Here is a 13,920-nt window from a genome sequence, read left to right as displayed (position 1 = left end):
GTCACCTAGCACCCCAAGGCCGCTGCGCTGCCCGCTGACCGCGCTCTGGCGAGCCGCTTCTTCGACACAGAGAGACCTGAGGACTTGCTGCAGGAAACCCATCTCGACGCCCTTGCCGATTTCGACGGCTTCGGACACGTGCCCGGAGTAGCGGTCGGACACGTCTTCGCCAATCGCCGGGCTGCATTCGATGCACGCGTCCATCGACAGCTCCAAGCAGGAATCTGCGGCACGGAGGAGCGGGGAGCTCAATCCATCGTCGTGTCCGGTGGCTACGAGGACGACGAGGACTACGGTGACGTGATCGTCTACACCGGCCAGGGCGGTCGGAAGAAGGACGAACGCATCCAGACCTTCGACCAGCCGCTCACCCTCGGCAACGCCGCTTTGGTCACCAGCAGGACCACTAGTGTTCCGGTACGGGTCGTCCGGGGCGAGCCGGACGGCTCCGGACGCGCCGGCAGCATGCACTACCGCTATGACGGGCTCTTTCGGGTCGTGGACTACTGGCACGCCAGCGGCAAGTCCGGCTTCCTGGTCTGGCGTTACCGTCTGGAGCAGGTCTCAACCGGTGAAGCACAGACCCCTGTGACACCGCTCAGGGAACCAGCCGGGCAGAGCACCCCGACCCGCTTGGAAGCCACGGTCCAGCGGATCGTCAGAAGCACCAAGGTCGCGAACCACGTCAAGCGAGCCCACGACTTCACGTGTCAGGTGTGCGGTATCCGACTCGTCACCCGCACGGGCGCCTACGCAGAAGCGGCGCACGTCCGCGCGCTCGGTCGCCCGCACGACGGCCCGGACGTCGCGGCGAACGTCCTGTGCCTGTGCCCCAACCACCACGCGCTCTTCGACTTCGGCATGCTGACCATCGCGGACGATCTCACGATCACCGATCACTCCACGGGTGCGGAGATCGGGAAGTTGCACGAGGCTCCCAACCACCGGATGGACCAGACTCACCTGGCCTACCACCGGAACCACCACTCAGAGGGTTGGAAGCACGACACCACGAACTGAGCTACCCAGGGCCCCGCCGGAATTGAATCGGCGGGGCCCAAGTCGTGCGCGCTCAGAGGGCCGTGGGGAGGGCGGTGCGGGAGGTGATGCCGAGTTTGGGGTAGGCCTTGTAGAGGTGGTGGGCGACGGTGCGGGGGCTGAGGAAGAGTTGGGCGGCGATGTCGCGGTTGGTGAGGCCGGCGGCCGCGAGGCGGGCGATCTGGAGTTCCTGGGGGGTGAGGGAGTTCGGGGCGGTGGGGGTGGTCCAGGCCGGGGCGGGGGTGCCGGTGGCGGAGAGTTCGGTGCGGGCGCGGGCGGACCAGGGGTGGGCGGCGAGGCGGTCGAAGGTTTCCAGGGCCGCGGTGAGGTGGGGGCGGGCGTCGGTGCGGCGGCGGGTGCGGCGGAGCCATTCGCCGTAGAGGAGGGCCGTGCGGGCGTGTTCGAAGGGGCGGTCGGCGGTGGCGTGGAGGTCCAGGGCGGCGCGGTAGGCGGGTTCGGCGAGCTCGTCGGGGCCGAGCAGGGCCTGGCAGCGCAGGCGTAGGGCCTCCGCCCAGGGGCGGTCGGCGGCGGCGGTCCAGCGGGCGAAGCGTTCGTAGGGTTCGGCGGCGCGGTCCGGGGCCCCGAGGCGGACGGCGGCCTCGACCAGGTCGGGGACGGACCGGGTGGCGCTGACGTGGTGGCGGTGCGGGCCGGTGGTGAGGGCGTGCAGGCGGTCGGCGGCGCCGGCGGCCCGGCCCTGGCCGAGGTCGAGCAGGGCGAGCGCCCAGTGGGCCCAGGGGCGGCCGGCGGCCGGGGCGGCGGTCTGCGGGCCGGTGGTGGCGAGGGCGGTGGTGGCCAGTTCGGTGCAGCGTTCGGTGCGGCCGTCGAGGGCGGCCAGGTAGGCGAGCAGCGCGCTGAGTTGACTGACCCACTGGTGCTGGCCGGTGTCCTGGGCGAGTGCGAGGGCCTCGGTGGCGGTGAGTTCGGCGTCGGCGTGGCGGCCGTGGAAGAGCTCGGCCTCGGCGAGGAAGAACTGCAGGGTGGGCATCACCCCGAGGGTGCCCTTGGCTCGGGCTTCGGCGACGAGTTCGCCGCCGAGGTCGAGGGTCTCCTCGTCGCGGCCGAGGACGAGGGTGGCGCCGCAGAGCTGGACCAGGTCGGCGGGGCTCTCGGCGCCGGCCCGGCGGGCTGCCTCGACGGCCGTCCGGGCCGGTGGCGGGGCGGCGACGGGTCGGCCCAGCGCCGGGAGGACGGCGGCGGGCAGGTAGCGGGCGAGCGGGGCGACGGGGTCGTCGGCGGCCAGCGGGACGGCGGCGAGCCGGTCGAGCACCTCGGCCACCGGCTCCTCCCCCGCGTACCAGGCGGCGTGGAAGGCCTGGAACAGCATCCGGGCGGCGTGGGCGGGTTCGACGGCCCCGGCCGCGTCGGGGTGGTCGACGAGCGCGCCGGCGGCGTCGAGCAGCAGCCGGTGGGCGGTCGGATAGGAACCGCGCCAGAAGTGCGCGGTGGCCCGGACGGCGTCCAGCAGGGCGTGCGCGAGGACGCTGTCGGTACGGGACCCGGCCTCGTCGGCGAGCGTCTCGGCGCGCTCCAACTCGCCTTCCTCGGTGGCGGCTTCGGCGGCCAGCACGAGGCGCCGGGTGACGCCGTCGCGGTCCGGGGTGAGCCGGGCGGCGCGTTCGTACGCGGCCGCGCCGCCGTGGCCGCCGCGCCGCCCGGTGCGCACCGCGGTGAGCTCGAGCGCCTCGGCGAGCTCGGCGTCGGGGGCGGTGGCGGCGAGGGCGCGGTGCCAGGTGCGGCGGTCGCCCTCGGGCAGGGCCGCGGCGATGCTCCGGTGGACCGTCAACCGCTGGTGGTGCGGGGCGCGCTGCAGGATCGCGGAGCGCAGCAGTGGGTGGCGGAAGGCGATCCGGCGGTCGGGGCCGACCGTGACCAGGCCCGACTCCTCGGCGGGGGCGAGGTGTTCGGCACCGACGCCGAGCGCGGCCGCGGCGGGCAGCAGGACGTCCAGTTCGCCGCTCTCCTCGGCGGCGGCGACCAGCAGCAGGGTCTGGGTGGCCGGGGGCAGGGCGGTGACCTGGCCGTGGAAGGCGATCAGCAGCCGGCTGGTGAGCGGCAGGCCGCCCGCGGTGGACGCCTGCGGGCCGGTGGTGACGGGGAGTTCGGTGAGCGCCAGCGGGTTCCCGGCGGCTTCGGCGAGCAGCCGGTCGCGGACGGCGGCGGGCAGGTCGGTGCCGGCCCGTTCGGTCAGCAGCAGGGTGGCGTCGGTCTCGGCCAGTCCGGTCACCCGCAGTTCGGGCAGGCCGAGGCCGCGGTCGACGGGCCTGCCGGGTTCGGTGCGGGCGGCGAGCAGCAGGGCCACGCCCTCGGCCTGGAGCCGGCGGGCGGCCAGCAGCAGAGCGTCCAGGGAGGCCCGGTCCAACCACTGCACGTCGTCGAGCACGCACAACAGCGGCTGTTCGGCGGCGAGTTCGGCGAGCAGTCCGAGGGTGGCGAGGCCGACCAGCAGCCGGTCGGCGGGCGCTTCGGTCGGCCGGGACCCGCCGGCCAGATCATCGCCGAGGCCGAACGCCCCTTCCAGGGAACGGCGTTGCGGACCGGGCAGGGAGCGGAGGGAGGCGTCGTCCAGGGCGGGTGCCAGCAGCAGGCTCAGCCCGGCGTAGGGCAGTTCGGCCTCGTACTCGACGCCGGCCACCCGGATCACCCGGAACGCCGCCCCGGCCCGGTCGACCGCGTCGTCCAGCAGGGCGGTCTTGCCGATCCCCGCCTCTCCCCGGAGCAGCAGCGCGCCGCTGCGGCCGTCCCGCGCCCGCGCCAACAGCTCGTCCACGGCGGCCTGTTCGTGTTCCCTCCCGTACAGCATGCCCCGACCCTATCGAGCCGGCCGCCGGCACTCCGGCGCAACGGCCCACGCGGGACGTGCGGACACCTCCTCCGTGGGCCCGGCGGCCGGTTACGTACGCCGATGCCTATCCATGACCGATTCGGCTGCGGCCGCCCGTCCCTACCTTGGTGAGCAGCGGGAACGACCCGCCGACCACCCACCGGAACACGGGAGACGACCATGACCGGGATCACCGCCACCACCCTCCAGCAGCTCGCCGAGCGTTACCTCGCGGTCTGGAACGAGACCGACCCGGCGGCCCGCCGCAAGCTGATCGACGAGGTGTGGGCCGAGGACGGCCGCTACACCGACCCGCTGGCCGCCGTCGTCGGCCGGGACGCGATCGACGCGCTGATCGGCGCGGCCCAGGCCCAGTTCCCGGGGCTGGAGTTCACCCTCGGGCCCGTGGACGCCCACCACGACATCGCCCGGTTCACCTGGAACCTCGGCCCGGCCGGCGCCGAGCCGGTGGTGATCGGCTTCGACGTGCTGGCGGCCACCCCGGAGGGGCGGATCGGCACCGTGCACGGGTTCCTGGACCGCGTGCCGGGCGTCTGAGCCCGACGCAGAACGGGCTTGACGTCGAACGGACCGTCCGGCGTCGGGCCCGCACCGAACGGACTTGACCTCGAACGGCCCCGCACCGTACGGGCCCGACGCCGAACAATCCAGCACCGAACCGCGTCCCGGGGGCGCCGCACCCCCACGGCGGCGCCCCACCCCCGGAGGAGGAGCAGAGATGACCACCGCAGTGGAAACCCGACGGCCGGCCCTACCGGAAGTGGCACCCGCCCCCAGGGGCCTGCTGCCGGTCGTCCTGACCGCCACCTTCATGACCGCCCTCGACACCTTCGTCGTCAACGTCGCGGTCCCCTCCGTCCAGGCCGATCTGGGCGCCGGCCCGGCGGTCGTCCAGTGGGTGATGGCCGGGTTCGGCCTGGCCCTCGCCGTCGGGCTGGTGACCGCCGGCCGGCTCGGCGACCGGTACGGCCGCCGCCGGGTGTTCGCGCTCGGCCTGGCCCTGTTCACCCTCGCCTCGGCGGGCTGCGGGCTCGCCCCCACCGCCGCCGCACTGGTCGGTGCCCGGGTCGCGCAGGGCCTGGCGGCGGCGCTGATGGGCCCGCAGGTGCTGGCGATCCTGCGGACGGCCTTCGACGGCGCCGCCCAGGCCCGGGCGTTCGCCCGGTACGGGCTGACCATGGGGGTGGGAGCGGTGTTCGGCCAGCTGATCGGCGGTCTGCTGATCAGGGCGGACGTCTTCGGCCTCGGCTGGCGCAGCTGCTTCCTGATCAACCTGCCGATCGGCCTGGCCGCGCTGGCCGCCGTCCGCCGCTGCCTGCCGGAGTCGCGCGCCCCGCACCGGCCGGGCCTGGACCCGGCCGGCGTGCTGCTGGTGACGGCCGCGCTGACCGCCCTGGTGCTGCCGCTGATCCAGGGCCCGGGCCTCGACTGGCCGCTGTGGACGGTGCTCTGCCTGGTCGCCTCGGCCGTCCTGCTCACCGCCTTCGCCGTCCACCAGCACCGCACCACGGCCACCGGCACCCCACTGGTCGACACCCGGCTGTTCCGCGGCCGCGCCTTCGGCACCGGGCTGCTCGCCCAGCTGGTCTTCTGGCTCGGCCAGGCCTCCTTCTTCCTGGTGCTCGCCCTGCACCTGCAGTTGGGCCGCGGGTTGGACGCGCTCGGCGCCGGGCTGGTGTTCACCGCGATCGGGCTCGGCTACCTGCTCACCTCGAACGCCACCCACCGGGTCACCGCCCGCCTCGGCGAGCCCCGCACGATCACCGTCGGCGGCCTGCTGATGGCCCTCGGGCTGGGCCTGCTCGCGCTCGCCGCGTACGGCACGGCGGACGGCAGCGTGTGGTGGCTGGCGCCCGGGCTGTTCGTCGACGGCCTGGGCATGGGCCTGGTCATCGCCCCGGTCACCGCGGTGGCCCTGGCCGCCGTCGAGCCGGAGCTGGCCGGCGCGGCGGCCGGGGTGGTGGCCACCGTGCAGCAGGTCGGCGGTGCGGTCGGGATCGCGCTGATCGGCCTGGTCTACTACGGCACCGGCGACCCGACCGCGGCCTTCGGCCGGAGCGTGACGGCGCTGGCGGTGCTGGAGCTGGTGCTGGTGGGGCTGGTCCGGCTGCTGCCGCGCCGAACCTGAAGAACGGTGTACCCGGAAAACGGCGTGCCCGAAGAACGGCGTACCCGAAGAACGGTGTCCCTGGAGAACGCCGCGCCTGAGGAGCACGGCGCGCGGGCGCGAAGGGCGGGCGGGGGTGAACCCCGACCCGCCCGTTCCGTTCGCTCCCCCGGATCGGGTTGGATGGTCGGATGAGCGAGGAGAAGAGCGCCGTACCGGCGTGGGAGCAGCGGTTCAGGGCAGCCCGCGTGTCGCTGCCCGACTGGGCCGAGGACGCCCCCGACCGGGCGCTGTACGTGTCCAACTCGACCGGAACCTACGAGGTGTACGCCTGGGACCGGGCCACCGGCACCCACCGCCGGGTCACCGACCGCCCGAACGGCACCACCGACGCCGAGCTGTCCCCGGACGGCTCCTGGGTCTGGTGGTTCGACGACCAGGACGGCGACGAGTTCGGGGTCTGGCGCCGCCAGCCCTTCGCGGGCGGCCCGGACGAGGAGGCCGTGCCCGGCCTCGCCGCCTCCTACTCGGCGGGCCTGGCCCTGGGCCGCGACGGCACGGTGGTCGTCGGCCGGTCCACCGACGAGGACGGCACCACCCTGCACCTGCGGCGTCCGGGCGCGGCCGAGCCGGTCGAGATCTACCGGCACGAGGAGTACGGCGGCGTCGGCGACCTCAGCCACGACGCCACCCTGCTCGCCATCGACCACACCGAGCACGGCGACGCGATGCACTCGGCGATCCGCGTGGTCCGGCTGACCGACGGCGCCGTCGAGACCGTCGCCGAGCTGGACGAGGTCACCGGCCGGGACGAGCCCCGCGGCGTCGCCTGCCTGGGCTTCGCCCCGGTCGAGGGCGACACCCGGCTGCTGGTCGCGCACCAGCGCACCGGCCGCTGGGAGCCGATGATCTGGGACGTCGCCAACGGCACCGAGACCGCCCTGCCGCTGCGCGACGAGCAGGGCCGCGAGCTGCCCGGCGACGTCTCCGCGCAGTGGCGCCCCGGCGCGGAGGCGCTGCTGGTCGAGCACGAGTACGAGGCGCGCAGCGAACTGTTCACGTACTCCCTCGCGGACGGCCTGCTGACCCGCCTGGAGACCCCGCGCGGCACGGTCGGCGGCGCCACCGCCCGCCCGGACGGCACGGTCGAGTACCTGTGGTCCTCCGCCGCCGAGCCGTCCGCGGTCCGGTCCACGGCGGGCGCGGTCGTGCTGCGGGCGCCCGGCCCGGTGCCGCCCGGCTCGGTGCCGGTCGAGGACGTCTGGGTGGACGGGCCCGGCGGGCGGGTGCACGCCCTGGTGCAGCGCCCGACGGCGGCCGGTCCCGGTCCGTACCCGACCGTCTTCGAGATCCACGGCGGCCCGACCCACCACGACAGCGACTCCTTCGCGGCGGGGCCGGCCGCCTGGCTGGACCACGGCTTCGCGGTGGTCCGGGTCAACTACCGCGGCTCGACCGGCTACGGCCAGGCCTGGACCGACGCGCTGCACGAGCGGGTCGGCCTGATCGAGCTGGAGGACATCGCGGCCGTCCGGGAGTGGGCGGTCGCCGACGGCCTGACCGATCCCGCGCGGCTGGTGCTCACCGGCGGCAGCTGGGGCGGCTACCTGACCCTGCTCGGCCTGGGCGTGCAGCCCGACAGCTGGTCGCTGGGCATCGCCGCCGTGCCGGTCGCGGACTACCACACCGCGTACGCCGACGAGATGGAGGCGCTGAAGTCCCTGGACCGCACGCTGTTCGGCGGCACCCCGGAGGAGGTGCCGGAGCGTTTCACCGCCTCCTCGCCGCTCAGCTACGTGGAGCAGGTCCGGGTGCCGGTGTACATCAGCGCCGGGGTCAACGACCCGCGCTGCCCGATCCGGCAGATCGACAACTACGTCGAGCGGCTGGAGCAGCTCGACAAGCCGCACGAGGTGTACCGCTTCGACGCCGGGCACGGCTCGCTGGTGGTGGAGGAGCGGATCAAGCAGCTGCGGCTGGAGATCGACTTCGTCCGACGGCACCTCGGCGTTCCGGGCGGCGGCGCCGGAGGGGCTGGGTGAGACGTCCGCTGACGCTCACGGGGGCGGCGGTGGCCGGGGTGCTGGTGCTCGGCGGCTGCTCGGGCTCGCACGGCGACGAGGTGGCCTGCCCGCCGCCCCCGGCCGGTCCGCGGTCGGCGAGCCCGTCGGCCGCCGGGCCGGGCGCCGCGACGCCCGCCCCCGCCCCCACCGGCTCGGCGACGGGCGCGAGCGCGCCGGACCCGGGCGGGCCGGGGCGCGGGTCGCTGGTGGTCCGGGCCGCCTACGGCTCGGGGCCGGCGGAGAGCGCGGGCCCGGCGGAGAGTGCGGTCCCGGACGGTGACCTCGCCCGGCGCGGCGGGGCCGGCGGTTCGAGCGGCCCGCACGGTTCGAGCGGCTCGCACGGTTCCAGCGGGGGCAAGGGGTCGTCCGGCACGAAGGGGTCGTCCGGTTCCCAGGGCGGTCGCACCACGCACCACCACATCGACCGCTACGGCTCGGACGACGTGGTCGGCGGTCGCGGTCACGGCCGCTGCCACGGCGGCGCGGAGTCGGCGGACGACGGGACGGCGACGCCGACACCGGCACCGACCGTGCCACAGGCCCCCGCCACCGGCAGGACGTCCCGGTAGACAACCCTGCCGGGTCGCCCCGGACGTCAGTCCAGGACCGGGTCCAGTCCGAGGGCCCGGTCCTGTTCCGCCTCCGCCTCCCGGCGCACCAGGCGGAACCACATGAAGACCACGAAGCCCGCGAAGACGAACCACTCCAGCGTGTAGCCCAGGTTCTGGAACGCCCGCAGGGTGAGCCCGTCCCCGCCCTGCGGCTGCACGGTCGGTACGGCGGTCAGTCCCGCGGGCACCTGGTCGGCGGCGACCCAGCCGTCGTACCAGCCGTCGTACTCCAGCACGTTCAGCAGCGAGGCCCGGTTGATCATGCCGAGCTGTCCGGCGGGCAGGCCGCCCGCGACCGCGCCGTTGCTGCCCACCGACTCGTTGGCCTGCAGCCGGCCGGTCACCGTCACCGGTCCGGCGGGCGCCGGCCCGGCCGCGGCGGCGGCCGCGGCGGCGGCATCGGACGGGTTGCCGGGCGCCCAGCCCCGCACCACGGCGACGGCGTGTCCGTCGGCGGTGCGCAGCGGGGTGAGCACGTAGTAGCCCTGCTTGCCGTCCAGCACCCGGTTGGGGACGAGGAGTTGGTGCTCCGTGTCGTAGCTGCCGGTCACCGTGACGGGCTTGCCGACGGTCTCCGTGGTCACCTGCGGGGTGGCCGTGCCGAGCAGCGCGTCGATCGGCCGGGCTTCACTCGAAGCGGTGAGCGACTGTTTGGTCTCCTGATGGGTGGAGACCCGGTCCTCGAAGCGGCCGAGCTGCCAGGAGCCCAGCCAGAGACAGACCGCCACGGCCGCCACGGCCAGGGCGGTGCCGCCCAGCCAGCGCGGAGTCAGGAGGAACCGGTACACACCCCCCACGGTAACCACTCCTCACACCGGGCCGGACCACAGGGTCCGCCGAAGGCCGGCCGCCGGGCCGCCCGGCCCGCGGGCGGGCCGACCCGTCAGTGCGCCGCGGGCGTCCCCGAGGGCTGGGCCGCCGGGCCGCCCGCGGGCTGCACCCCGCCGCGGTAGAGCGTCCCGCCGCACTCGACCGGCAGCGAGGCGGTGGCGGCGGCCGGGCTGCCCGGGGCCGGGGTGTGGGCGATGGTGGCGGTGGGCTGGGGGGCGGTGGGGTTGCCGGACGGGGTGGGGGTCGGGCTCGGCGCCGGGGTGGGACCGGACGTGGGCGAGGAGCTGGCCTGCGGGTTGGCGCTCGGCGCCGCCGAGGTGCCGGTGTCCGGGGCCGCGCCCGAGGAGCCCACCGGGGGCGCCTGGGTGGTCAGGGAGATCTGGTTCGCGCCGTTGGTCGGCGCTCCGGTGGAGCCGCCGGTGCCGCAGCCCTGGTCCGGGATCCAGGCGAAGGGCACCTTGTAGCCGGCCTGCGGGGAGAGCACCGGCGGCTCGGCGTCCATCGCGGGCAGGCCGGCGGCCGGGTCGCCCGGCGCGTGGTCGGCGGTGCGGACCCGGCTGCGGTCGGCGCCGCTGACGCCGGTGACGGCCACCGCGCCCGGCCCGCCGACCCGGCAGCTGTGCCCGGAGACGTTGTAGACCGTGAAGGAGCCGTAGATCCGGCCCTGGGCGTCGGCCGCGCCGATCTGGGCGGTGCCCTGTCCGAGGTCCGTCCGGGTGCACAGCGGGACGATCCCGCCGTCCGCGGCGCCGGGGACGGCGGGAGGGGTGGCGGTGCCGGGGCGGCTCGGGTCCGCGCCGGGGCTCGGCGAGGCGCTGCCGGAGCCGGTCGGGGTGGCGGTGCCCTCGCCGCCGGGCAGGCCGGCGTGCGGGCCCGGGCCGGCGGCCCCTCCGCCGACGGCGCCGCCGCTGGGGGCCGCCAGGGTCGGGCCGGCGGCCTGGGCCGAGCCGGGGCCGCCGGACAGGCCCAGGCGGTCGCCCTCGTGCAGGACGGGCAGGGCGATCGCGACCGCCAGCGCCAGCGCCGCCGCACCGGTCCAGGCCCCGCGTCGGGCGGCCCGCCGCCGGGGCACGGCCTGGCGGATCCGGGGCAGGGCGCCGACGCCGGGCTGGATCCCGTCCACCGCGTGGCGCATCAGCTCGCGCAGCGCCCGTTCCTCGACGGAGAGGCCCGGGACCTCGTCGTCGCCGGGCAGCCGGCGGGCGCCGTCAGCCATGTCCGGCCTCCATCTGGACCCGGAGGGCGGCGAGTCCGCGCGAGCCGTACGCCTTCACCGAACCGAGCGAGATGCCCAGGGTCTCGGCGACCTGCGCCTCCGTCATGTCCACGAAGTAACGCAGCACCAGAACCTCCCGCTGACGGCGTTGCAGACCCTTCAGCGCGGCCTTCAGCTGGTCGCGCTCCAAGGCATCGTAAGCACCTTCTTCTGCACTGGCCATGTCAGGCATGGGCTTCTGGAGCAGTCGCAGACCGAGGATCCGTCGGCGCAGCGTGGAGCGGGACAGGTTGACCACGGTCTGCCGCAGGTAGGCCAGGGTCTTCTCGGGCTCGCGCACCCGGCGCCGGGCCGCGTGCACCCGGATGAAGGCCTCCTGCACGACGTCCTCGCAGGTGGAGAGGTCGTCCAGGAGCAGCGCGGCGAGGCGCAGCAGCGAGCGGTAGTGCGCCTGGTAGGTCTCGGTGAGCAGGTCCTCGCTGGTACCCGCGTCGGTACCGGCACCGGAGTCCGCCGCACCGGGTGCGGCCGCCGTCATCTGGTCGTCTTCCGGCCTACTCGAAGACCACGGGGTACGCGAAGGGAAGGTCACCACGGCCCTCGCCGGGATGCCCGTCCTTGCCCCCACCATCACGTTCGCCACGCCCGTTGGACACTCGATCCCCTGTCATGGTTGCCCAGCCCGGGGGCCATTCTTCCGCATCGGCGGAAGAGGCCTCCAGGGGATTCCCACGGGATTCCGGACAGATTGTGTCGAGGAGCGGACACAGGACCGGACAACAAGGGGCACAAGGGACTCACCGGCCCCGCCCTACTCCTGCCCCACCGTCAGCTCACCGGCCACCAGCTCGGCGATCTGCAGCAGGTTGAGCGCGGCCCCCTTGCGCAGGTTGTCGCCGCAGAGGAAGAGGTCCAGGGCGTCCGGCTCGTCCAGCGACCGGCGCACCCGCCCGACCCAGACCGGGTCGGTGCCGACCACGTCGTTCGGAGTGGGGAACTCCCCGGCCGCCGGGTCGTCGTAGAGGACCACGCCGGGCGTCTCGCGCAGGATGTCCTGGGCGTGCTCCTGGCTGACCTCGCGTTCGAAGCGGGCGTGCACGGACAGCGCGTGGGTGCGGACGACCGGGATCCGCACGCAGGTCGCGGAGACCTTCAGGGCGGGCAGGCCGAGCACCTTGCGGGCCTCGTCCCGCAGGCCGAGCTCCTGGGCGGACCAGCCGCCGTCGCGCAGCCCGCCGGTCCAGGGGACGGCGTTGAGGGCGAGCGGGGCGGCGAACGGGCCCTCGTCGGTGACCACCGCGCGCAGGTCGCCGGTCTGCCGGCCGACCTCGGTGCCGGCCACCAGCGCGGTCTGCTCGCGCAGTGCCGCCACGCCGGCCCGGCCCTCGCCGCTGGCGGCCTGGTAGGTGGCGACCACCAACTGCTCCAGCCCGTACTCGGCGTGCAGCGCGCCGATCGCCGTGACCAGCGCGAGGGTGGGCCCGGCCGGGCTGGCCACGATGCCGCGCGGGCGGATCCGCAGCGCGGCCGCGTTGACCTCGGGCACGACCAGCGGGACGTCCCCGCTGGTGCGGAAGACGGCCGAGTCGTCGACCACCACGATGCCCTTGGCCGCCGCGATCGGCGCCCACTGGGCGGAGACCTCGTCGGGGACGGCGAACACGGCGACGTCGATCCCGGCGAAGGCCTCCTCGGTCAGCGGGACGACCTCGACCGCCTCCCCGCGCACCACCGGCGTCCGGCCGGCCGAGCGCGGGGAGGCGACGAGTCGGACCTCGCCCCAGATGTCCTGACGCAGCGAGAGCAGGCCGAGCAGCACCTCGCCGACCGCGCCGGTGGCGCCGACGACGGCGAGGGCGGGACGCCGGGTCATCGCCCGGTGCCCCCGCCCGGCTGCCGGGTCATCGACCGGTGCCGCCGTAGACGACGGCCTCGTCGCTCTCGCTGTCCAGCCCGAAGGCGCTGTGGACGGCGCGGACCGCCTCCGGCACGTCGTCGGCGCGGGTGACGACCGAGATGCGGATCTCCGAGGTGGAGATCAGCTCGATGTTGACGCCCGCGGCGGACAGCGCCTCGAAGAAGGCGGCGGTGACGCCCGGGTTCGAGCGCATGCCCGCGCCGACCAGCGAGATCTTGCCGATCGCGTCGTCGTAGCGCAGGGACTCGTAGCCGATGCCCTCCTTGACCCGGCCGAGCGCGTCGATGGCCTTCTGGCCCTCGGCCTTCGGCAGCGTGAAGGAGATGTCGGTCAGACCGGTCGACGCGGCGGAGACGTTCTGCACCACCATGTCGATGTTGACCTCGGCGTCGGCGATGGCGCGGAAGATCCGCGCGGCCTCGCCCGGCTTGTCGGGCACGCCGACGACCGTGACCTTGGCTTCGGAGGTGTCGTGGGCGACCCCGGAGATGATGGCCTGCTCCATCTCGCCCCCTTCGGGCTTGTGCGGGTTGTCGTTGCTGACGATCGTCCCGGGAAGACCCGAGAAGGACGAGCGTACGTGAATCGGGATGTTGTAGCGCCGCGCGTACTCGACGCAGCGGTCGAGCAGCACCTTGGAGCCGGACGAGGCCAGCTCCAGCATGTCCTCGTAGGCGATCCAGTCGATCTTGCGCGCCTTCTTCACCACGCGCGGGTCGGCGGTGAACACGCCGTCCACGTCGGTGTAGATCTCGCAGACCTCGGCCTTGAGCGCGGCGGCCAGCGCGACGGCGGTGGTGTCCGAGCCGCCGCGACCCAGCGTGGTGATGTCCTTGCTGCTCTGCGACACCCCCTGGAAACCGGCCACGATCGCGATGTTGCCCTCGTCCAGGGCGGTCCGGATGCGACCCGGCGTCACGTCGATGATGCGCGCCTTGTTGTGGACGGAGTCGGTGATGACGCCGGCCTGACTTCCCGTGAAGGACTGGGCCTCGTGTCCCAGCGATTTGATCGCCATGGCCAGCAGCGCCATGGAGATGCGCTCTCCAGCGGTCAGCAGCATGTCGAACTCACGGCCGGCAGGAAGCGGTGACACCTGCTCCGCGAGTTCGATGAGCTCGTCCGTCGTGTCGCCCATCGCGGACACCACGACGACGACCTCATGGCCGGCCTTCTTGGCATCAACGATTCGGCGGGCAACGCGCTTGATGCCTTCGGCATCCGCAACGGATGAGCCGCCGTACTTCTGCACGACAAGGCCCACGTGCGCTCCTCGACTAGTGTCGTTTTC

The 13,920-nt window shown here is 74.6% G+C and carries 11 protein-coding genes; 5 read left to right on the top strand and 6 right to left on the bottom strand.

Annotated elements, in window-relative coordinates:
- Nucleotides 1–84: 84 nt before the first annotated feature.
- Nucleotides 85–1,020 (top strand): YDG/SRA domain-containing protein, encoded by a 936-nt coding sequence (locus AB0O91_RS10950; RefSeq protein WP_363430202.1) that lies wholly within the window; start codon nt 85–87, stop codon nt 1,018–1,020.
- A 52-nt stretch (nt 1,021–1,072) separates the two neighbouring features.
- Here the strand turns inward: AB0O91_RS10950 and AB0O91_RS10945 are convergent, their stop codons facing one another.
- A complete protein-coding gene (locus AB0O91_RS10945; RefSeq protein ID WP_363430200.1) occupies nt 1,073–3,841 on the bottom strand; it encodes an AAA family ATPase in 2,769 nt (922 codons plus the stop codon).
- A 201-nt stretch (nt 3,842–4,042) separates the two neighbouring features.
- Between AB0O91_RS10945 and AB0O91_RS10940 the strand changes: the two genes are divergently transcribed.
- From AB0O91_RS10940 to AB0O91_RS10925, 4 genes are all read left to right on the top strand, one after another.
- Nucleotides 4,043–4,420, top strand: a complete 378-nt coding sequence (locus AB0O91_RS10940; RefSeq protein ID WP_363430198.1) for a nuclear transport factor 2 family protein — start codon at nt 4,043–4,045, stop codon at nt 4,418–4,420.
- 181 nt (nt 4,421–4,601) lie between these two features.
- On the top strand, nt 4,602–6,011 hold the full coding sequence (locus AB0O91_RS10935; RefSeq protein WP_363430196.1) for an MFS transporter: 1,410 nt from the start codon (nt 4,602–4,604) through the stop codon (nt 6,009–6,011).
- A 170-nt stretch (nt 6,012–6,181) separates the two neighbouring features.
- Nucleotides 6,182–8,032, top strand: a complete 1,851-nt coding sequence (locus AB0O91_RS10930; RefSeq protein ID WP_363430194.1) for a prolyl oligopeptidase family serine peptidase — start codon at nt 6,182–6,184, stop codon at nt 8,030–8,032.
- Nucleotides 8,029–8,622, top strand: a complete 594-nt coding sequence (locus AB0O91_RS10925) for a hypothetical protein (RefSeq protein ID WP_363430192.1) — start codon at nt 8,029–8,031, stop codon at nt 8,620–8,622. Before AB0O91_RS10930 ends, AB0O91_RS10925 begins: the two co-directional genes overlap by 4 nt.
- A gap of 26 nt (nt 8,623–8,648) precedes the next feature.
- On the opposite strand, the gene AB0O91_RS10920 is transcribed toward AB0O91_RS10925, so the two are convergent.
- The 5 genes from AB0O91_RS10920 to AB0O91_RS10900 all read right to left on the bottom strand — a co-directional run bounded on the left by AB0O91_RS10920 (nt 8,649) and on the right by AB0O91_RS10900 (nt 13,893).
- On the bottom strand, nt 8,649–9,452 hold the full coding sequence (locus tag AB0O91_RS10920; RefSeq protein WP_363430190.1) for an SURF1 family protein: 804 nt from the start codon (nt 9,450–9,452) through the stop codon (nt 8,649–8,651).
- A 95-nt stretch (nt 9,453–9,547) separates the two neighbouring features.
- Nucleotides 9,548–10,711, bottom strand: coding sequence for a hypothetical protein (locus AB0O91_RS10915; protein ID WP_363430188.1), 1,164 nt, complete (start codon nt 10,709–10,711; stop codon nt 9,548–9,550).
- Nucleotides 10,704–11,249, bottom strand: a complete 546-nt coding sequence (locus tag AB0O91_RS10910; protein WP_363430186.1) for a SigE family RNA polymerase sigma factor — start codon at nt 11,247–11,249, stop codon at nt 10,704–10,706. The genes AB0O91_RS10915 and AB0O91_RS10910 overlap by 8 nt, the downstream gene beginning before the upstream one ends.
- 273 nt (nt 11,250–11,522) lie before the next feature.
- Nucleotides 11,523–12,584, bottom strand: a complete 1,062-nt coding sequence (locus tag AB0O91_RS10905; protein ID WP_363430184.1) for an aspartate-semialdehyde dehydrogenase — start codon at nt 12,582–12,584, stop codon at nt 11,523–11,525.
- 28 nt (nt 12,585–12,612) lie between these two features.
- Nucleotides 12,613–13,893: an aspartate kinase gene (locus AB0O91_RS10900; RefSeq protein ID WP_363430182.1), complete on the bottom strand. Its 1,281-nt coding sequence runs from the start codon at nt 13,891–13,893 to the stop codon at nt 12,613–12,615.
- Nucleotides 13,894–13,920: the final 27 nt, after the last annotated feature.

The sequence above is a fragment of the Kitasatospora sp. NPDC089797 genome (genome assembly GCF_040684795.1).
Classification (GTDB): Bacteria; Actinomycetota; Actinomycetes; order Streptomycetales; family Streptomycetaceae; genus Kitasatospora.
This window is presented reverse-complemented; position numbering and strand designations above follow the sequence as displayed.